Below are 18294 nucleotides of genomic sequence, written 5' to 3' on the forward strand. Positions count from 1 at the left end.
GGCGTGATGCCGGCATCAATTGGCTTGAGTATCGCCCTGGCGATTGTCATTTGTCTCAGGGTTCGCGGCAGACGCCGTTGGCAGGTTGCGGGCAATCAGGCCGCGATAGGTCGCGGCACCCACGCAGGCGCCAAGGATCGGTGCGAACACCGGAACCAGGAAATAAGGAATGTCCCGTCCGCCAGTGAAGGCGATTTCGCCCCAACCGGCCAGGAAGGTCATGAGTTTCGGCCCGAAATCGCGCGCCGGGTTCATCGCAAAGCCGGTCAGCGGGCCCATGGCACTGCCGATCACGGCGATCAGCAGGCCGATCAGCAGCGGTGCCATGGCGCCGCGTGGCAGGCCGTTGTTGTCGTCGGTCAGGGCCATGATCACCGCCATCAGGATCGCGGTGATCACCACTTCGACCAGGAACGCCTGGCCGGTGGACAGCGATGGATGCGGGTAGGTGGAGAACACCGAGGCTAGCTCCAGGCTGGCTTCGCTTCCGCGCAGCATGGCGTGGGCCTGTTCGAAATCGAAGAACAGGTTGCTGTATAGCGTGTAGACCAGCGCCGCGCCACAGAATGCGCCGCACACCTGGGCCAGCATGTAGAAAGGCAGCTTGCGCTTGTCGAAACCGGCGAACAGGGTGAGGGCGATGCTCACCGCTGGGTTCAGGTGTGCGCCGGAAATACCAGCGGTGAGGTAGATCGCCATGCTCACGCCCACGCCCCAGATGATACTGATTTCCCATAGGCCGAAGCTTGCGCCCGCCACCTTGAGCGCGGCGACGCAGCCGGTGCCGAAGAAGATGAGCAGGGCGGTGCCGAGGAACTCGGCCAGGCATTGGCTGGACAGCGTGGGTTGGCGTAGAGCAGTCGTCATGTATGACCTCGTTTTTTTTTGTTGTGAGGCGCGTGGCGCTCGACAGCAAAGCCCAGTGTCGATCCCCATTGACCCCAGGCAGATGTTGGAAGCGCACCTTAAAAGGGCACCCTTTCTTCAGAAACGAAAAAATATAGACAAGAAACGCTGATGTCAAAGGTCGAAAGTGAACGACCAGTCACGAAATGGTCGCTAAAAGTAGCCGCGGATGCCCATGTTAGAGGTGCGCGATTGCGGTGCGCTGGCTGCGATGTGGGAATTGTCCTAAAGTAGCCGCCGAGCCGTCCCAGACCGGAGCCCATGCATGACCCCCGCCCTAGACCTGTTGAAGAAGCATCGCGCGGAGCACCGCGTGCACAGTTATGAGCATGACCCCAAATCGGCGTCGTATGGCCTGGAGGCGGCGGAGAAGCTTGGGCTTGACCCGCAGCAGGTGTTCAAGACCTTGCTGGCGAGCAGCGAAAAGGGCGAGCTGCTGGTGGCGGTGGTGCCGGTGGTGGGCACGTTGGACCTCAAGGCCTTGGCACATGCGGCCGCCGTGAAGAAATGCGAGATGGCCGACCCGGCGGCGGCGCAGCGCGCTACGGGTTATCTGGTGGGTGGGATCAGCCCGCTGGGGCAGAAGAAACGCCTGCGCACCTTCATCGATGAATCGGCGCAAAATTTTGCAACCATCCATGTCAGCGCCGGGCGGCGAGGGCTGGAGGTTGAATTGGCGGCGGCGGTGCTGGCCGAACATACCCAGGGCAAGTTTGCTGGCATTGGCAGAGGCTGAGAATTTGGGGCTGCAAAGCGGCCCCAATATTCAGAATCAGGTCGCAGAACTGTACCGACGTACGCCATTCTCCTGCCGCGTCAACTGCGCCGCCACACTGCCCGGCACCGGGAACAGCACCAGGTGGTCTGCCTTCACCGCGATCCCTACATCCGCGCCCACCTCATGGTCGTTATGGCTCGGGAAGATCGCTTCCAGCTGGCTGCCGGTCGGCAGTTGCAGGCGGTACAGGGTCGAAGCGCCAAGAAAACTCTTGCCTACAACGCTCGCCCGTAGCGGGCTGTCCGCTGCATGCACGATGTCGTCCGGGCGTAGCAGCACGTCCACCGAGCTACCCGGCGCCATGATGTACGCACGGTTACCGCGCAGTTCACCCAGTTCGGTATTGACCGCCTCGTGGCTGCTCATCTGGCCGCGGATGAAGTAACCCTGGCCAATGAAGCTGGCCACGAACGGTGTCTGCGGCTCATGGTACAGGTTGTACGGCGTGTCCCACTGCTCCAGGCGGCCTTCCTTGAACACCCCGACCTGGTCGCTGACGGCAAAGGCTTCTTCCTGGTCATGGGTGACCAGGATGGCGCTGGTGCCACGGCTTTTGAGGATATCGCGCACCTCATGGCTCAAGCGACGACGCAGCTCCACATCGAGGTTGGAGAACGGCTCGTCGAGCAGCAGCAGCTGTGGCTCGGGCGCCAGTGCACGGGCCAGGGCGACCCGTTGCTGCTGGCCGCCGGACAGTTCATGCGGATAACGCCCGCCCAGGCCGCCCAGCTTGACCAGCTCGAGCATCTCTTCGATGACAGCGGCCTGGCGTGGGTGCTTGGCAATGCCGAAGGCAATGTTCTGCGCCACGGTCAGGTGCGGGAACAGCGCATAGTCCTGGAACACCATACCGATGCGACGCTTCTCCGGGGCCAAGGTGAAGCCGGCGCGGGAAATGACCTCGCCCGCCAGCTGGATTTCACCGTCGTGTACCGGCTCGAAACCGGCGATGGCGCGCAGGGTGGTGGTCTTGCCGCAGCCGGATGAACCCAGCAGGCAACCAATGTCGCCTGCATTCAGGTGCAGGTTGAGGTTCTGGACGATGCGCTGGTCGCCGTAGCCGCAGGCGAGGTTGCGCAGGTTAAGCAGTAGGGGTTGACTCATGCGTGGTGGTAAGCCGGTTCTACAAGGAATTCGAGAAGCGCCTTCTGTGCATGCAGGCGGTTTTCAGCCTCGTCCCAGGCGACCGAACGTGGGTCGTCGAGCAGGTCCTGGCTGATTTCCTCACCACGGTGGGCGGGCAGGCAGTGCATGAAGAGGACATCGGGTGCCGCCAGGTCGAGCAGTTCGCGGGTGACCTGGTAAGGCGCGAAGTGCGCCAGGCGCCGTGCAGTTTCCTCCTCTTGGCCCATGGAAGTCCAGACATCGGTGACCACAAGGTGTGCATCACGCACTGCTTCCCTGGCGTCGCGGATGATCTGCACGCGGTCACCGCCCAGCGCCATGAAACGCAGATCCGGCTCGTAGCCTTCAGGGCAAGCAATGCGCAGCTGGAAGTCGAACTGCCTGGCGGCCTCGATATAGGAGTTGCACATGTTGAAACCATCGCCGATCCAGGTCACCGTCTTGCCCTGGATCGAGCCGCGGTGCTCAAGGAAGGTCTGCATGTCGGCCAGCAGCTGACACGGGTGTGACTCGTCGGACAGGCCGTTGATCACCGGCACGCGTGATTTGGCGGCGAACTCGGTCAGGGTGCTGTGGGCGTGAGTACGGATCATCACCACGTCGAGCATGCTCGACAGCACGATGGCGCTGTCGCCGATCGGCTCGCCACGGCCCAGCTGGGTGTCGCGCGGCGACAGGAAGATGGCCTGGCCACCGAGCTGAATCATGCCGGCCTCGAACGACACGCGGGTACGGGTCGAGGACTTTTCGAAGATCATGCCCAGCACGCGGTTCTTCAGTGGTTCGAACAGCACGCCTCGTTTGCGCAGGTCCTTTAGCTCGATGCCGCGGCGGATCACCCCGAGCAATTCGTCGGTGGTGAAGTCCAGCAGGGAGAGAAAGTGCCTAGCGCTCATGATTGACTACCTTATCTGCAACGGTATGCAGGTCGACCGTATGGTTTTTTTTGACAACGGGAGTGACCTGCGGCGTAAGCCGCACGGGGCGGACGAAATAGGGAAAGGCGCAATACTATAAGTAAATGTCGCCTGAAGCCAAGGGGGGAAACAGCGGCCTGATCGCAAAGGGTGTTGCAAAGGGTGTCTTTACCCGTCGGCCCGTGCTGTTTTTTATTTGCTACACAGGGTTGTACACGGCTTGCTGGCAATTTGGCAAATGGCCGTCGCAAATCGTGCGCCTGATGTCGGTGGATTCACGCGGCGAAGCGCGCTGGCAGGGGGGAGGGGCGGGGCGCATAGTCACCGTTTCACAACCCTTCACCACAACAAGGCAGAGGCGGCCATGACCAAGACCCAGCATCACCGTGCCTGTCACCTGTGCGAAGCGATTTGCGGGTTGAACATCGAAGTCAGCCACGAAGACGACGGGCGGGCGTTGATCAGTTCGATCAAGGGTGACCCTCAGGACCCGTTCAGCCGCGGCCATGTCTGCCCCAAGGCCGTGGCCTTGCAGGACATCCAGAACGACCCTGATCGCCTGCGCCAGCCGCACAAACGGACAGGTGAGCAATGGCAGGCCATTGGCTGGGATGAAGCCTTCGCCCTGGCTGCCGAAAAGTTGTGGGCGGTCCAGCAAGCCCATGGGCGCAATGCCGTGGCGGTGTATCAAGGTAACCCGAGCGTGCACAACTATGGGTTGATGACCCACAGCAACTACTTCCTCGGTCTGTTGAAAACCCGTAATCGCTACTCGGCCACCTCGGTGGACCAGTTGCCGCAACACCTGGTCAGCCACCTGATGTATGGCCACGGTCTGTTGCTGCCGATCCCGGACATCGACCATACCGACTTCATGCTGATCCTGGGCGGCAACCCGCTGGCCTCCAACGGCAGTATCATGACCGTGCCAGACGTGGAAAAGCGCCTCAAGGCCCTGCGGGCGCGGGGCGGGCGGCTGGTGGTGGTTGACCCTCGGCGTAGCGAAACAGCGGCCATGGCAGACAGCCATCTGTTCATCCGCCCCGGTGGCGATGCGGCACTGTTGTGCGGCGTGCTCAACACCTTGTTCGCAGAAGGCCTGGCGGGTGGTTCGCACTTGGCGGTCAGTGGCCTGCAGCAGATACGGGAGGCCATTGCGCCATTCAGCGCCGAAGCCATGAGTGCGCGTTGTGGCATCGCAGCCACTGAAATCCGCCAGTTGGCACGGGATTTTGCCGCGGCCGACAAGGCCGTGTGCTATGGGCGCATGGGCATCTCGACCCAGGCTTTCGGCACCCTGTGCCACTGGCTGGTGCAACTGATCAACCTGGTGACCGGCAATCTCGACCGTGAAGGCGGCGCGTTGTGCACGGAACCTGCTGTCGACCTGGTGGCGACCACCTCAGGTGGCCACTTCAACGCCTGGCAGAGCCGCGTGTCGGGCTTGCCCGAATACGGCGGCGAGCTGCCGGTGGCGGCGCTCGCCGAAGAAGTGCTCACCCCCGGCGAAGGGCAGGTACGGGCGCTGGTGACCGTGGCCGGCAACCCGGTGTTGTCCACGCCTAACGGCCGTCAGCTGGATGCGGCGTTGGAGGGGCTAGACTTCATGCTCAGCATCGACCTCTACATCAACGAAACCACTCGCCATGCCGACCTGATCCTGCCCTCCACCTCGGCGCTGGAAAACGATCACTACGACAGCACCTTCAACCTGCTGGCCGTGCGTAACGTCACCCGCTTCAACCGGGCGATCCTGGCCAAGCCACAAGGGGCGCTGCACGACTGGGAGATCTTCGTCGGCCTGGCGCAAGCGTTCGCCAAGCGTGCCGAGCTGGAATTGAAACCGACCTGGGCGCCGGCACAGATGATCGATATGGCCCTGCGCAAAGGGCGCTACGGGGAGGCAACGCCGTGGCAACTTTCGCTGGCAACCCTGGACGGCTACCCCCATGGTCTGGACCTCGGGCCGTTACGCGCCAACCTCGCTGCACGGCTGGCCACTGCCAGTCAGGCTGTCGAAGCGGCGCCCCAGGTGCTGTTGGACGACCTGCAGCGTCTGGCACAACAAGCACCACCGGTGCCGGGCGAACTGCTGCTGATCGGCCGTCGCCATGTGCGCAGCAACAACTCGTGGATGCACAACTTCCATCGCCTGGTCAAAGGCAAGCCACGCCACCAATTGCTGATGCACCCGCAAGACCTCCAGCAGCGGCAGTTGCAGGACGGCCAGCGGGTGCGTATCCGCTCGCGTACGGGCGAACTGGAAGTGGAAGTGCAGGCCTGCGAGGACATGATGCCGGGTGTGGTCAGCCTGCCCCATGGCTTCGGCCATGCTCGTCACGGTGTGCACCTGCAGATTGCCCAGGCGCAGCCGGGCATCAGTGCCAACGACCTCACCGATGAGCGCTTGCGCGACCAGGTTTCTGGCAACGCTGCGCTCAATGGCGTGCCCGTGCAGGTAGAGGCCGCGTGAGGAACGGTAAGGCCGAGCATGCTGCTCGGCTTTCCGTTACAATGCGTCACCGTGCCGACGACCACGTCGGAAAGTTCAGCTGAGGTGCTAGATGGATATCATCGATACGATCAAAGAGCAGATTGCCAACAACACCATTCTGCTTTACATGAAAGGCTCGCCGAATGCCCCGCAGTGCGGGTTCTCGGCCAAGGCGTCGCAGGCTGTGATGGGTTGTGGCGAAAAGTTCGCCTACGTCGACATCCTGCAGAACCCGGAAATCCGCGCCAACCTGCCAAAATACGCCAACTGGCCGACCTTCCCGCAGCTGTGGGTAGCCGGTGAACTGGTTGGCGGTAGCGACATCATGCTGGAAATGTTCCAGAACGGCGAGCTGCAGACCCTGATCAAGGACGCTGCTGCCAAGGCCAAAGCTTCCGAAGCCTGATCTTCTGGCAAGCATGAAAAAACCCGCTGATCGCGGGTTTTTTTATGTGGCGAGTATTTATTCTTCGCCCATCTGCGACTGCAGGTAGTTCTCGATACCGATCTTTTCGATCAGCCCCAACTGGGTTTCCAGCCAGTCAATGTGCTCTTCTTCGGACTCGAGGATATCTTCAAGCATGTCACGCGAGCCGAAGTCGCCAGCGGTTTCGCAATGGGCGATGGCAGCCTTGAGATCGGCCAGGCCTTTCTTCTCGAGTTTCAGGTCGCACTCGAGCATTTCCTTGGTGTGCTCGCCAATCAGCAGCTTGCCCAGGTCCTGAACGTTGGGGATGCCTTCGAGGAAAAGAATACGCTTGATCAATTTGTCAGCGTGCTTCATCTCGTCGATCGATTCCTTGTACTCGTGCTTGCCGAGTTTATTCAGGCCCCAATCTTCGTACATGCGTGCGTGCAGGAAGTACTGGTTGATTGCGACCAGCTCGTTTCCGAGGATCTTGTTGAGATGCTGGATGACGCTTACGTCGCCTTTCATTTGGGTTCCTGCCCTGTAGAAGTGTGCCAATACCCGGAAGTTTGAGCCCGATACTTAGGTGTGTCAAACCTAAGTTCTTGAATAATAAGTGAAAATTAATAGGAATAAGAATGTTTGTGAACCGCGTTGGAACGCTAACTTATTGAATTTCGGGCATAAAAAAACCGGACGCTAGGTCCGGTTCTTGAAATTCTGGCTTTCAGGCGGCGGTAAATTCAACAGGGTAGGGCAGGGCTGCCTGGCTGACCTGAAGCTCGGTCAGGGTCTCGCGGACCACCTGCTTGGCCACGCAGGCGCATTTGCCACACTGGCTGGCGACGTTGGTGGCGGCTCGCACTTCCTTGTAACTGCAGCATCCTTCATAGATCGCATCGCGGATCTGTCCGTCGGTAACGCCGACACAAAGACACACATACATAAGGGCTGACCATCGCTGGTTTGAGTCGATGGGTGGAGCTTAATGTTAATGAGAATGCTTGTCAAAGAACTTTCTGGAAGGGCCGTGCTTGAGCGACCGGCGGTTGCCCGATTGTTGGATTCGGCCTGTCATCAGAAGCCGTGTATGATGGTCGGCCTTTGTTGGATGTCGGGCAAGCCCGTCTGGCCCGGCAAACGGTTTTTCACCCTCATCAGGAGATTACAATGAGCGTACTCGTTGGTAAGAAAGCCCCCGATTTCACCGTCCCGGCCGTGCTGGGCAATGGCGAGATCGTCGACAGCTTCAACCTGGCCTCGGCCATCAAGGGCAAGTACGGCCTGGTGTTCTTCTACCCGCTGGACTTCACCTTCGTCTGCCCGTCCGAGCTGATCGCCCTGGACAACCGCATTCCTGACTTCCAGGCGCGCAACGTCGAAGTGATCGGCGTGTCGATCGACTCGCACTTCACCCACAACGCCTGGCGTAACACCCCGGTCAACAACGGCGGTATCGGTCAGGTGAAATACACCCTGGCTGCCGACATGACCCACGAAATCTGCAAAGCCTATGACGTAGAGTCCGAAGGCGGCGTAGCCTTCCGTGGCGCCTTCCTGATCGACACCAACGGTGTTGTTCGTTCGCAGATCATCAACGACCTGCCACTGGGCCGTAACATGGACGAGCTGCTGCGCCTGGTCGACGCCCTGCAATTCCACGAAGAGCACGGCGAAGTCTGCCCTGCCAACTGGAAAAAAGGCGACAAAGGCATGAACGCTTCGCCAGAAGGCGTTGCAGCCTACCTGAGCGAGAACGCTGGCAAGCTGTAATTGCCACGCGTATAAAAAAACCGGCCCTGGTGGCCGGTTTTTTTAGCTTCAAGTTTCAAGCTACAAGCTTCAAGAAGAAACCGAGCGCATGCGGCCTGCTTTTTCTTGCAGCTTGCAGCTTCTAGTCGTTGAAGTCGCGCCAGCCGCCCATCTCTTTCCAGCGGTTGACGATGCCGCAGAACAGCTCGGCCGTCTTCTCGGTGTCATAACGCGCCGAGTGCGCTTCACGCCCGTCGAAGTCGATGTCGGCGCTCTGGCAGGCCCGCGCCAGCACGGTCTGGCCATACGCCAGGCCGGCCAGGGTGGCGGTGTCGAAGCTGGAGAACGGGTGGAACGGGTTGCGCTTCAGGTCATTGCGCGCCACGGCGGCATTGAGGAAGCCCAGGTCGAAGCTGCTGTTATGGCCGACCAGAATCGCCCGTTTGCAGCCATTGGCCTTGAGCGCCTTGCGCACGCCACGGAAGATGTCGGTCAGCGCGCTTTCCTCACTGACGGCCATGCGCAGCGGATGGTCCAGCTTGATCCCGGTGAACTCCAGCGCGGCCTGCTCGATATTGGCACCCTCGAATGGCTCCACCCGGTGGAAGTAGGTGTGCTCGGGGAACAGGAAGCCTTTCTCGTCCATGCCAATGGTGACGGCGGCAATTTCCAGCAGCGCGTCGGTGGCGCTGTTGAAGCCACCGGTCTCCACATCCACCACTACCGGCAGGTAGCCACGGAAGCGCTCGGCCATCGGGTGGCGTGAACCGCTGCTGCCCTGGGTGTCCAGGTCGTCTTCGTAGAGGTCTTCGCTCACGCGTTTTCCTCCAGCAGGCGCCAGCGCAGTTTTTCCCCGGCGCGCAGCGGAACTACGGTCTGCTCGCCAAATGGCAGGCTGTCCGGAGCGGTCCATTCTTCGCGGACCAGGGTAATGCTGTCGGTGTTGGCCGGCAGGCCATAGAAGGCCGGGCCGTGCAGGCTGGCAAAACCTTCCAGCTTGTCCAGCGCGTTGCGCTGCTCGAACGCTTCTGCGTACATCTCGATGGCCGCATAGGCGGTGTAGCAACCGGCGCAACCGCAGGCAGCTTCCTTGGCGTGACGGGCGTGCGGCGCCGAGTCGGTGCCGAGGAAGAACTTCGGGTTGCCGCTGGTGGCCGCGTCCAGCAGCGCCACCTGGTGGGTGTTGCGCTTGAGGATAGGCAGGCAGTAGAAGTGCGGGCGAATGCCGCCAACCAGCATGTGGTTGCGGTTGTACAGCAAGTGCTGGGCGGTGATGGTCGCGCCGACGTTGGCCGGGGCCTCGGTAACGAACTGCGCGGCATCGCTGGTGGTGATGTGTTCGAACACCACCTTCAGCGTCGGGAAACGCTCGACCACACGGCGCATGTGTTCGTCGATGAAGCGCTTCTCGCGGTCGAACACGTCGATCTCGCTGCGCGTCACTTCACCATGCACCAGCAGAGGCATGCCAACTTCCGCCAGTGCCTCGATGGCTGGGAAGATGTTGTCGATGCTGGTCACGCCCGAATCGGAGTTGGTCGTGGCGCCGGCAGGGTACAGCTTGGCGGCGTACACGATGCCGCTGGCCTTGGCCGCACGCACGTCCTCGGGGCTGGTACGGTCGGTGAGGTACAGCACCATCAGCGGCTCGAAGCGGCTGCCGGCCGGGCGGGCGGAAAGGATGCGCTCACGGTAAGCGCCGGCTTCGGCGGCATTGCGCACCGGTGGCACCAGGTTGGGCATGATGATGGCACGGGCGAAGGTACGCGCCACGTCGGCAACGGTGTGGGGCAGGACGGCACCATCGCGCAGATGGATGTGCCAGTCGTCGGGGCGCAGGAGGGTCAGGCGATCGGACATTGGGGATTCCAGGCGGGTCGAACTCAAGCGCCAATACTACCGGAAAACCCAAGGGCGAGTGCGGCTATCAAGTTTTGCGGGCGGCGTCCGATAGCCTGCAGGTAAGCCGTCAGAATTTGTGGAGCCGCCCGTGCGCCAGCGTTACCTAGCCCTGTTGACCTTGTTCGCCAGCCTCCCGGCCGGCGCACTGACTTTCCAGACGCGCATGGAAAACATTGCCTGGAAGGTCGAGGGTGACCAGTTTGAATGCCGCCTGATCCAGCCGATCGACGGTTTTGGCAGTGGTGAGTTCGTGCGCCGGGCGGGCGAGCAGCCGGTATTCCAGCTGCGCTCGGGCAGCAACGTACTGGGTGCCGGCAGCGCCAGCCTGCTGGCGGCCGCCGCGCCTTGGCAGCCCGGGCGTGGCGACATCAACTTGGGCAGCGTGCGCCTGGCCCGCACCGGTGTGCTGTTCAACTCGTCCCAAGGCCAGGCCAGCCGCCTGATCAACGGCTTGCTCGATGGCCGCAGCACGGTGGTGCGCAATTACACCGGCGAGGCAGGCAGGCCGATGGAAGTCCGGGTATTGCCGGTCAGTTTCGCCAAGGCCTATAGCGACTTCCTGGTCTGTGCCGCCAAGCTGCTGCCGATGAACTACGACCAGGTACGCCAGACCCAGGTCGGCTTCCCCGGGGGCGGAATCGAGCTGGATGACGCGGCCAAGGCAAGGTTGGACGTGATCCTCGATTACATGAAGGCCGATCCCACGGTTAACCATATCGAGCTCAATGGCCATTCCGACAACAGCGGCAACCGCCTGACCAACCGCGACCTGTCGCGCCGCCGGGCGTTGTCGGTAGCCGATTACCTCAAGGCCCATGGCGTGGCGGACGAGCAGATTACCGTGCGCTTCCATGGTGAGCGGTATCCGTTGGCGAAGAACAACAGTGCGGCGAACCGGGCGCAGAACCGGCGGGTGAATATTGAGCTGGAGCGGGTGGTGGTGGCGCAGAAGGCGGTGGAGCCAGTGGTGCCGGCTGTGGTTCCGGTGCCAGCTTCTGCTCCAGCGGCAGCACCAGCTCCAGGCCCAGCCGGTTCGGCTGCTAATCCGGCCTCGGGTGTGCCGGGGGCGAAGGCACCCTGAAGTCTGGTTTGTTTGTTTGTTTGTTTGTTTGTTTGTTTGTTTGTTTGTGGTGCATGCCTTGAGGTTGCATCAAGGCGAACAGGTGTTCACCACAACATTTTCAGCGCCTATGAGATCGAGCGCCGCCCGCGCGGCGCTTCGCGGGGCAAGCCCGCTCCCACAGTCTGTTTCGTGCCAATTACTCCTGTGAGGTCACCTCTGTCCGCCTTGTTTGTTCCCTTCGATATTGAAGGGGGCGCCGCGGCTTTTCATCAATCTCCAGCCATGCACCCAGGGTGCGCGCGCCAAAGGCACAGGAATGATTGGCCCGAAACAGATGTGGGAGCGGGCTTGCCCCGCGAAGCGCCGCGCGGGCGGCGCTCGATCTCACAGGCGCTGAACCTCTTGTAGCAAGCCACTAACCGCGTCGCGCCGCTGAAAGTTCCTGTCGCTTTGTCGTCAGAAGCTGTCGCCCCACTGTAAATTTATCCGCAACGTCGTTAGAATCGATCCCTTTCCGTACAACCCCGTGGAGTGATGGCATGGCGGACGTAAAAAAGGTCGTACTGGCGTATTCCGGCGGCCTTGATACTTCGGTGATTCTCAAGTGGCTGCAGGATACCTACAACTGCGAAGTGGTGACCTTCACCGCTGACCTGGGTCAGGGCGAAGAGGTCGAGCCGGCCCGTGCCAAGGCCCAGGCAATGGGCGTTAAAGAGATCTACATCGACGACCTGCGCGAAGAATTCGTGCGAGATTTCGTGTTCCCGATGTTCCGCGCCAACACCGTCTACGAAGGCGAGTACCTGCTGGGTACATCCATCGCCCGTCCGCTGATCGCCAAGCGCCTGATTGAAATCGCCAATGAAACCGGCGCTGATGCCATTTCCCATGGTGCCACCGGTAAAGGCAACGACCAGGTGCGCTTCGAGCTGGGCGCCTACGCCCTGAAGCCAGGCGTGAAAGTGATCGCGCCATGGCGTGAGTGGGACCTGCTGTCCCGCGAGAAGCTGATGGACTACGCCGAGAAGCACGGTATTCCGATCGAGCGCCACGGCAAGAAGAAGTCACCGTACTCGATGGATGCCAACCTGCTGCACATCTCCTACGAAGGCGGTGTCCTGGAAGATACCTGGACCGAGCACGAAGAAGACATGTGGCGCTGGAGCGTCTCGCCTGAGAACGCCCCGGACCAGGCGACCTACCTCGAGCTCACCTACCGCAACGGCGACATCGTTGCCATTGACGGCGTCGAGAAATCCCCGGCGACCGTCCTGGCCGACCTTAACCGTATCGGCGGCGCCAACGGCATCGGCCGCCTGGATATCGTCGAAAACCGTTACGTCGGCATGAAGTCGCGCGGCTGCTACGAGACGCCAGGCGGCACCATCATGCTCAAGGCACACCGTGCCATCGAGTCGATCACCCTGGACCGCGAAGTCGCTCACCTGAAAGATGAGCTGATGCCGAAATACGCCAGCCTGATCTACACCGGCTACTGGTGGAGCCCGGAGCGCGTGATGCTGCAGCAGATGATCGACGCTTCGCAGGCCAACGTGAATGGCGTAGTTCGCCTGAAACTGTACAAGGGCAACGTCACCGTGGTCGGCCGCAAGTCGGACGATTCGCTGTTCGATGCCAACATCGCTACCTTCGAAGAAGATGGCGGCGCCTACAATCAGGCGGACGCTGCCGGCTTCATCAAGCTCAACGCTCTGCGTATGCGCATTGCTGCCAACAAGGGCCGTTCGCTGCTCTGATTGCTGGCTTGTGCAATAAAAACCCGGCTCAAGCCGGGTTTTTTATTGCCTGCTCGAATTCAAAGGCGTTCAACTGGACGGGGTGACGCCGTCGCTTTCAAGTGCGCTGATCGACAATTGCGCACATTGACGTTTATCCAGATTGCAAAAGCGCCATATGCGTGAGGGCACGGGCGGTAGGGCAAGCGCATGCAAGAGATGCTGTTCCATCATGTGATAGGCGTCGGGGCCAGAGAACATGAATGTGACGGGCTCGCCCGGCAACCCTTGGTGGACCACGGCAGGTGTGGGGGCACTGCTCAGGGTTGGCGCGCCGTCGGGTGCCGGTCTGCCTGGTGACGGGCTGTAGAACGACTTGTAATTGAAATTCAGCGTCAGGAAAAACAACGCGGTCAGGAAAAACGGAAAGCCTACCAGGAACCAGGTGTACAGCTTTTGGCTGGACTCGCTGAGAAACGGCAGTGTGGCAAGGGCGGAAGCTTCGATAATTCCCGCGAAGATGGCAATGATCGTCAGCGGGGCAACAGGTTGTGCTTGAGTCATGAGGGCCATCTCCAGCGGTTTTGCCCATCATTACCTTACAGCACTACTCAACTAAAACTGGACTGCTTTCCAGGTGAGGAATAATCGCAAACAGGCCATGCAGCCTTGTTTTTTCAACGTGCTTGAGTCGGATATCTCTGCAGCTGACGTTCATTTATCAACTGGTGTTTTTTTGCAGGCAGGTGATACCGTCATTTCGGTAATAAGGAAGTTGCTTGTTACAACGATAGTAATGAGGCGTAGGAAATTTCTGCAAATGTTGTAGGTTTTGTCTGCGTATGAGTTTCGTTGGCAAATCGCCGCGCCAACAGGCCTTCTGTCGGTTATCTTGGCGGGCCGAGGCCACAACAATGAATGGATATCGCATGAATAAAGTGCTTATCGTGGATGATCATCCGGTCATACGCCTTGCCGTACGCATGCTGATGGAGCGGCATGGGTATGAAGTCGTGGCGGAGACCGACAACGGGGTGGCGGCACTGCAGCTGACACGGCAACACCTGCCGGATATCGTGGTACTGGATATCGGTATCCCGAAACTGGATGGCCTGGAGGTGATTGCCCGCATGGCAGCCTTCAGCCCGCGCTGCAAGGTACTGGTGCTGACATCACAGGCCCCAGGCAACTTTTCGATGCGCTGCATGCAGGCGGGGGCGGCGGGCTACGTGTGCAAGCAGCAGGAACTTACCGAGCTGCTGAGCGCAATCAAGGCAGTGTTGTCAGGTTACAGCTACTTCCCCAACCAGGCCCTGCATCCGTCACGCGGCAGGAGCGCAGGTAGCGAGGTGGATATGGTCAACCGTCTTTCAGCACGGGAAATGACGGTGCTGCAACAGCTGGCGCGCGGGCGTTCGAACAAGGAAATAGCCGACAGCATGTACCTCAGCAACAAGACGGTCAGTACTTACAAGTCGCGCCTGTTGCTCAAACTCAATGCGCGGTCGCTGGTCGACCTGATCGAGCTGGCGCAACGACAAGGCCTGAGCTGAGCGCCAAGCCTTGTAGCCTCCGCGCAGAGGCTTTGCCGAGATAACAGGGTTAGCGTTACAGGTCGTAGTCGAAGTCGGCCAGCTGCTTCTGCAGGCGCCGCTCTTCCAGCATGTTGTCGATGGTGCGGCGTTTGCTCAGGTTGGTCTTTGCGGTTTCTACCTGGGGCTCCGCGTCATCGTCTGCGGCAACAAAATCATCTTCGATCGACAGGTCGTCTTTATCGGTACTCATGAGTCGCTCCAAGCCAAGGGGCCATTGGCCGTCCTTATAACCAGAAAGCAGACGCTGGTAAAAAAGATTTTTTCAATCGACGAGAGCGGTTTTCAGCTATCGCGTCAATCGTCGGAGGTTTTGTGCTTGTACTCGCACAAATCTTCGATCCTGCAGCTGCCGCACCTTGGCTTGCGCGCCTGGCACACATAGCGCCCGTGCAGGATCAGCCAGTGGTGGGCATCTAGCAGGTAATCTTTTGGTACGAACTTGAGCAGTTTCTTTTCCACTTCGAGTACTGTTTTGCCGGGCGCGATACCCGTGCGGTTACTCACCCTGAAAATATGCGTATCCACTGCCATGGTCGGTTGGCGGAACGCTGTATTGAGCACCACATTGGCCGTCTTGCGACCGACACCCGGCAGCGCCTCCAGGGCTTCGCGGGTTTGTGGCACCTGGCTGTCGTGCAGCTCGATCAGCAACCGGCAGGCTTCGATGACGTTTTTGGCCTTGCTGTTGTACAGGCCAATGGTCTTGATGTACTCGCTAAGGCCTTCGACACCCAGGGCATAGATAGCCTCCGGGGTGTTGGCGATGGGGAACAGGCGGGCGGTGGCCTTGTTGACCCCGACGTCGGTGGATTGCGCAGACAGTGTGACCGCCACCAGCAGTTCGAACGGTGTGGTGTAGGCCAGTTCAGTCTTGGGGTCGGGGTTGTCTTCATGCAGCCTGCGAAAAATCTCCAGGCGTTTGGCGGCATTCATGAAATCAGAACTTTCCTTGACGACGTGGGTGGGCAGGGCCCGGACGCAGGCGATTGTACAAGGCCAACAGCAGTCCGAGCAGTAGCAGCGCACCGGGCGCGAGGCTGGCCAGGTGCAGGCCGGCAAACTCGGCCAACCATTGGCGGCTGGCACCGAGCAGCAGGCAGCTTGCAAAAACGGCGCAAAGGTAACTTGCCAGCAGGCGCCAGCGGCCTTGCCAGGGCAGCAAGTGGTCGCAGGCAAGGCATTGCAGGCACAACAATGCGGGGTAGTGGCCAAGGGCAAGTGCCATAGGCAACCACCAGGCACGCAGGGCCATTTGCAGGCAGCTGGCCAGGGCTGCGAGCAGTATCAGGCTGGCCAGCACATAGGCCCAACTGGCCAGGCGCAGACGTAGCGGGGCCAGCAACAGTTGGTGCAGGCCGACTGTGACTACCGCGCACAGGCCGATGCCGGCACCCTCATGCAGTGTGTGGGTGGCACCCAGCAGGGGGATCAGGCTTGCTGCCAGCAGGTAGAACCTATTCATCTGCGGTGCCCTTCAGCAGCACGCTGCGCTGCTCATCAAAATAGCCCAGCGCCTCTTGCAAAGCGGTAATAACGGCGCGCGAGGTCACGGTTGCACCGGCCAACTGGTCAAAGTCCCCCTGGTCCCGCTTCAGTGCCCAGTGTTCACCCAGCTGGCGGTTGGCGAACTGCCCCAGCCACTTCAACTGCGGGTCACCCAGGCGTGCGCCCAGCCCCGGGCTTTCCTGTTGCTCGACCACTTGGCTGCCGATCAGCCGACCGTCATTGGCGATGGCGACACTGAGCACGATCGGGCCGCTGTAGCCCTGTGTCTGGGTGACCAGGATGATGGCGCTTGGCTTGCCTGCCAGCGTGGCACGGTACGCTGCCAGGATACGGCTGTTGGGCCGATGTGCGGCGGGCCTTGGTAACGGCCTGTCCAGCGGCTGGTTGTCATAACTGCCTTCGGGCAGCACTGCCAGCCTTTGGCGGCTTTGCAGTTGCTTCTCGGCGCTGGCAACGGCCGGGCTGGTCCATTGCCGCCATGCAAAAGTGGCTGCTACGGCCAGTACCGCTGTCAGCAGCAGCAGGCCCACATCACGTGCCAGGTGCCTCATCGAACGGCCTGCTGGCGCCGCAGGGCGAGGCGATCAAGTGTGGGAGCCACCAGGTTCATCAACAGGATGGCGAACGCAGTGCCATCCGGATAGCTACCCCAGGTGCGAATTAGGTAAATCAGTAGCCCGGCGCCAAGGCCGAAATACAGCCTGGCCCACGCGCTTCTGGGGCCGGAGACCGGCTCGGTGGCAATGAAGAACGCGGCCAGCATCGTCGAACCGGAGAACAGGTGCAGCAGGGGGGAGCCGTTCGAGTCCGAGCCCGAACCGTTCCAGCCCAACAGGCTGAAAACGAACAGCCCTGCCAGCACGCCCAGCGGCGCATGCCAGCTGATCACCTTGCGCTGCAGCAGGAACAGGCCGCCCAGCAAAAAGGCCAGATTGACCCATTCGCTATCGCGCCCACCCATGTTGCCGAAGCCAGGGTGGCTGGCGAACAGCTCGTCAATGGTCAGGCTGCGGTTGTGGCGCAGGCCGTCGAGCAGCGTCGGCCGGGCCCAGGCATCGATCTGATCGCCGCCAGCGAACACCTGCGGAACGCTGTCGAGCAGGCCAGGTACCGGCCCTGGCCAATGGTTCATCTGCAACGGGAAGCTCAGCAGTACGAAGGCATAACCGACCATGGCCGGGTTGAACAGGTTGCGCCCGACGCCGCCGAAGGCCTGCTTGCCGATGCCGATGGCAACGCCTGTAGCGGCCACTGGCAACCACCAGGGTGCGAGTGTGGGAAGGGAGGCGGCCAGCAACACGGCAGTTACCAGAGCGCTGCCGTCATTCAGCGTTGCGTTCAAGGGTTGGGCGCGCAGCTTCAGCAGTGCGGCTTCACACAGCAGCGCCGTACTGGCGCACAACAACAGGTTCAGCAGAACCCCCCAGCCATGTAGCCACAGCAGGGCAAGCAGACCCGGCAGACAGGCCAGCAAGACCAGGCCCATGGTGGTACGTAGCCGCGGGTCGGCTTGGGCGATCATTGGGTGAACAGCCCGTTGAGACCGGAAAATGCCATGGCCATCACGCCGGCACCGATCAGTTCGATGGGCAGGCCGCGAAGTACGCCGGGGATGTCGGCATGCTTGGTGCGCTGGCGCAGGTCGGCGAACAAGGCCAGTGCCAGCCAGAAGCCGGCGCCGGCCAGCAGGGCTTGCAGTAGCGTGGATGACCAAGCGCTGTCATCGCTGGCCTGTTGCAGGGCCAGCCCCAGCGCTACTGCGTTGCTCGACAGCAGTGCTGGCAACCCCGCTACGGGCCAGGCCGGGCGCCATTTGGCCAGGAGCCATGGTATGCCCCAGGCGAGCAGTGCCAGCCAGGACAACAACAGGAACAGGGCAAGGTCCTGGATGTGCAACGGTGCAAGCACCCCTTGAGCCAGCAACTGAGCGCCAATCACACCCAGGGCAATGCACAGGGCGCAGGCCAAGCCGTGCACATGCAGGTGCAGCCTAGGCAGTGGCTGTTGGTGGAGGCACAGATGATTGACCAGCGCGGCGCTGATCAGTATCAGGATGTAGTCATTCATGAGATGACGATAGCCGGGAATCGGGGCGATTGTCCGGGTTTGCT

Annotated in this window: 21 protein-coding genes; 7 read left to right on the plus strand and 14 right to left on the minus strand. The window is 61.0% G+C overall.

From position 1 onward, the window contains the following. Positions 1 to 15: 15 nt before the first annotated feature. Complete coding sequence (locus ACIP02_RS07790; protein ID WP_400614874.1) at positions 16 to 867, minus strand: MIP/aquaporin family protein; 852 nt, start codon at positions 865 to 867, stop codon at positions 16 to 18. A gap of 304 nt (positions 868 to 1171) precedes the next feature. On the opposite strand from ACIP02_RS07790, the gene ybaK reads away from it, so the two are divergent. After that, positions 1172 to 1642 (plus strand): Cys-tRNA(Pro) deacylase, encoded by a 471-nt coding sequence (gene ybaK / locus ACIP02_RS07795; protein WP_400614876.1) that lies wholly within the window; start codon positions 1172 to 1174, stop codon positions 1640 to 1642. Positions 1643 to 1678: 36 nt separating this feature from the next. Here ybaK and ACIP02_RS07800 read toward each other — a convergent pair whose 3' ends face one another. After that, positions 1679 to 2788, minus strand: a complete 1110-nt coding sequence (locus ACIP02_RS07800) for an ABC transporter ATP-binding protein (protein ID WP_400614878.1) — start codon at positions 2786 to 2788, stop codon at positions 1679 to 1681. After that, positions 2785 to 3705, minus strand: coding sequence for an ornithine carbamoyltransferase (argF, locus tag ACIP02_RS07805; RefSeq protein ID WP_400614880.1), 921 nt, complete (start codon positions 3703 to 3705; stop codon positions 2785 to 2787). Before argF ends, ACIP02_RS07800 begins: the two co-directional genes overlap by 4 nt. 385 nt (positions 3706 to 4090) lie before the next feature. Here argF and ACIP02_RS07810 point away from each other — a divergent pair, with 385 nt between their 5' ends. Both ACIP02_RS07810 and grxD read left to right on the plus strand, forming a co-directional pair. Continuing rightward, a complete protein-coding gene (locus ACIP02_RS07810) occupies positions 4091 to 6199 on the plus strand; it encodes a molybdopterin-dependent oxidoreductase (protein WP_400614883.1) in 2109 nt (702 codons plus the stop codon). A gap of 91 nt (positions 6200 to 6290) precedes the next feature. Beyond that, positions 6291 to 6626: a Grx4 family monothiol glutaredoxin gene (gene grxD, locus ACIP02_RS07815; protein ID WP_201202735.1), complete on the plus strand. Its 336-nt coding sequence runs from the start codon at positions 6291 to 6293 to the stop codon at positions 6624 to 6626. 57 nt (positions 6627 to 6683) lie between these two features. On the opposite strand, the gene bfr is transcribed toward grxD, so the two are convergent. Beyond that, on the minus strand, positions 6684 to 7157 hold the full coding sequence (gene bfr / locus ACIP02_RS07820; RefSeq protein WP_400614885.1) for a bacterioferritin: 474 nt from the start codon (positions 7155 to 7157) through the stop codon (positions 6684 to 6686). Positions 7158 to 7356: 199 nt separating this feature from the next. After that, the gene (locus ACIP02_RS07825; RefSeq protein ID WP_003254947.1) at positions 7357 to 7575 is read right to left on the minus strand and encodes a bacterioferritin-associated ferredoxin; all 219 of its coding nucleotides are present in this window, start codon (positions 7573 to 7575) and stop codon (positions 7357 to 7359) included. A 224-nt stretch (positions 7576 to 7799) separates the two neighbouring features. Between ACIP02_RS07825 and ACIP02_RS07830 the strand changes: the two genes are divergently transcribed. Beyond that, positions 7800 to 8402 (plus strand): peroxiredoxin, encoded by a 603-nt coding sequence (locus tag ACIP02_RS07830; protein ID WP_012273884.1) that lies wholly within the window; start codon positions 7800 to 7802, stop codon positions 8400 to 8402. A 121-nt stretch (positions 8403 to 8523) separates the two neighbouring features. Here the strand turns inward: ACIP02_RS07830 and rnt are convergent, their stop codons facing one another. Continuing rightward, positions 8524 to 9135 (minus strand): ribonuclease T, encoded by a 612-nt coding sequence (rnt, locus tag ACIP02_RS07835; RefSeq protein WP_236548543.1) that lies wholly within the window; start codon positions 9133 to 9135, stop codon positions 8524 to 8526. Between the two features lie 59 nt (positions 9136 to 9194). Next, positions 9195 to 10241, minus strand: coding sequence for a dihydroorotase (pyrC, locus tag ACIP02_RS07840; RefSeq protein WP_400614889.1), 1047 nt, complete (start codon positions 10239 to 10241; stop codon positions 9195 to 9197). 130 nt (positions 10242 to 10371) lie between these two features. On the opposite strand from pyrC, the gene ACIP02_RS07845 reads away from it, so the two are divergent. Further along, entirely contained in the window at positions 10372 to 11364 is a 993-nt protein-coding gene (locus ACIP02_RS07845; protein WP_400614891.1) for an OmpA family protein, read from the plus strand. Positions 11365 to 11885: 521 nt separating this feature from the next. Next, a complete protein-coding gene (locus ACIP02_RS07850; protein WP_400614893.1) occupies positions 11886 to 13103 on the plus strand; it encodes an argininosuccinate synthase in 1218 nt (405 codons plus the stop codon). A 69-nt stretch (positions 13104 to 13172) separates the two neighbouring features. Here the strand turns inward: ACIP02_RS07850 and ACIP02_RS07855 are convergent, their stop codons facing one another. After that, positions 13173 to 13646, minus strand: a complete 474-nt coding sequence (locus ACIP02_RS07855) for a hypothetical protein (protein WP_400614895.1) — start codon at positions 13644 to 13646, stop codon at positions 13173 to 13175. 365 nt (positions 13647 to 14011) lie between these two features. Between ACIP02_RS07855 and ACIP02_RS07860 the strand changes: the two genes are divergently transcribed. Next, positions 14012 to 14635 carry a response regulator gene (locus ACIP02_RS07860; protein WP_400614897.1) on the plus strand — a complete coding sequence of 208 codons (624 nt, stop codon included), beginning with the start codon at positions 14012 to 14014 and terminating at the stop codon, positions 14633 to 14635. Between the two features lie 55 nt (positions 14636 to 14690). Here ACIP02_RS07860 and ACIP02_RS07865 read toward each other — a convergent pair whose 3' ends face one another. From ACIP02_RS07865 to ACIP02_RS07890, 6 genes are all read right to left on the minus strand, one after another. After that, positions 14691 to 14867, minus strand: a complete 177-nt coding sequence (locus ACIP02_RS07865; protein WP_012273877.1) for a PA3496 family putative envelope integrity protein — start codon at positions 14865 to 14867, stop codon at positions 14691 to 14693. A gap of 104 nt (positions 14868 to 14971) precedes the next feature. Beyond that, positions 14972 to 15610 (minus strand): endonuclease III, encoded by a 639-nt coding sequence (gene nth / locus ACIP02_RS07870; protein WP_400614901.1) that lies wholly within the window; start codon positions 15608 to 15610, stop codon positions 14972 to 14974. A gap of 4 nt (positions 15611 to 15614) precedes the next feature. Further along, positions 15615 to 16139, minus strand: coding sequence for an Rnf-Nqr domain containing protein (locus tag ACIP02_RS07875; RefSeq protein ID WP_400614903.1), 525 nt, complete (start codon positions 16137 to 16139; stop codon positions 15615 to 15617). Further along, positions 16132 to 16734 carry an RnfABCDGE type electron transport complex subunit G gene (locus tag ACIP02_RS07880; RefSeq protein ID WP_400614905.1) on the minus strand — a complete coding sequence of 201 codons (603 nt, stop codon included), beginning with the start codon at positions 16732 to 16734 and terminating at the stop codon, positions 16132 to 16134. The genes ACIP02_RS07875 and ACIP02_RS07880 overlap by 8 nt, the downstream gene beginning before the upstream one ends. After that, complete coding sequence (locus tag ACIP02_RS07885) at positions 16731 to 17705, minus strand: RnfABCDGE type electron transport complex subunit D (protein WP_400614908.1); 975 nt, start codon at positions 17703 to 17705, stop codon at positions 16731 to 16733. Before ACIP02_RS07885 ends, ACIP02_RS07880 begins: the two co-directional genes overlap by 4 nt. Further along, on the minus strand, positions 17702 to 18250 hold the full coding sequence (locus ACIP02_RS07890; protein ID WP_400614910.1) for an Rnf-Nqr domain containing protein: 549 nt from the start codon (positions 18248 to 18250) through the stop codon (positions 17702 to 17704). The genes ACIP02_RS07885 and ACIP02_RS07890 overlap by 4 nt, the downstream gene beginning before the upstream one ends. Positions 18251 to 18294 lie beyond the last annotated feature (44 nt).

Source organism: Pseudomonas sp. NPDC089408, assembly GCF_044749445.1.
GTDB lineage: Bacteria > Pseudomonadota > Gammaproteobacteria > Pseudomonadales > Pseudomonadaceae > Aquipseudomonas.

Coding starts and splice junctions, on each gene's coding strand:
- ACIP02_RS07790 (WP_400614874.1), bottom strand. CDS start 867: ATGACGACTGCTCTACGCCAACCCACGCTGTCCAGCCAATGCCTGGCC.
- ybaK (WP_400614876.1), top strand. CDS start 1,172: ATGACCCCCGCCCTAGACCTGTTGAAGAAGCATCGCGCGGAGCACCGC.
- ACIP02_RS07800 (WP_400614878.1), bottom strand. CDS start 2,788: ATGAGTCAACCCCTACTGCTTAACCTGCGCAACCTCGCCTGCGGCTAC.
- argF (WP_400614880.1), bottom strand. CDS start 3,705: ATGAGCGCTAGGCACTTTCTCTCCCTGCTGGACTTCACCACCGACGAA.
- ACIP02_RS07810 (WP_400614883.1), top strand. CDS start 4,091: ATGACCAAGACCCAGCATCACCGTGCCTGTCACCTGTGCGAAGCGATT.
- grxD (WP_201202735.1), top strand. CDS start 6,291: ATGGATATCATCGATACGATCAAAGAGCAGATTGCCAACAACACCATT.
- bfr (WP_400614885.1), bottom strand. CDS start 7,157: ATGAAAGGCGACGTAAGCGTCATCCAGCATCTCAACAAGATCCTCGGA.
- ACIP02_RS07825 (WP_003254947.1), bottom strand. CDS start 7,575: ATGTATGTGTGTCTTTGTGTCGGCGTTACCGACGGACAGATCCGCGAT.
- ACIP02_RS07830 (WP_012273884.1), top strand. CDS start 7,800: ATGAGCGTACTCGTTGGTAAGAAAGCCCCCGATTTCACCGTCCCGGCC.
- rnt (WP_236548543.1), bottom strand. CDS start 9,135: ATGGCCGAGCGCTTCCGTGGCTACCTGCCGGTAGTGGTGGATGTGGAG.
- pyrC (WP_400614889.1), bottom strand. CDS start 10,241: ATGTCCGATCGCCTGACCCTCCTGCGCCCCGACGACTGGCACATCCAT.
- ACIP02_RS07850 (WP_400614893.1), top strand. CDS start 11,886: ATGGCGGACGTAAAAAAGGTCGTACTGGCGTATTCCGGCGGCCTTGAT.
- ACIP02_RS07855 (WP_400614895.1), bottom strand. CDS start 13,646: ATGACTCAAGCACAACCTGTTGCCCCGCTGACGATCATTGCCATCTTC.
- ACIP02_RS07860 (WP_400614897.1), top strand. CDS start 14,012: ATGAATAAAGTGCTTATCGTGGATGATCATCCGGTCATACGCCTTGCC.
- ACIP02_RS07865 (WP_012273877.1), bottom strand. CDS start 14,867: ATGAGTACCGATAAAGACGACCTGTCGATCGAAGATGATTTTGTTGCC.
- nth (WP_400614901.1), bottom strand. CDS start 15,610: ATGAATGCCGCCAAACGCCTGGAGATTTTTCGCAGGCTGCATGAAGAC.
- ACIP02_RS07875 (WP_400614903.1), bottom strand. CDS start 16,139: ATGAATAGGTTCTACCTGCTGGCAGCAAGCCTGATCCCCCTGCTGGGT.
- ACIP02_RS07880 (WP_400614905.1), bottom strand. CDS start 16,734: ATGAGGCACCTGGCACGTGATGTGGGCCTGCTGCTGCTGACAGCGGTA.
- ACIP02_RS07885 (WP_400614908.1), bottom strand. CDS start 17,705: ATGATCGCCCAAGCCGACCCGCGGCTACGTACCACCATGGGCCTGGTC.
- ACIP02_RS07890 (WP_400614910.1), bottom strand. CDS start 18,250: ATGAATGACTACATCCTGATACTGATCAGCGCCGCGCTGGTCAATCAT.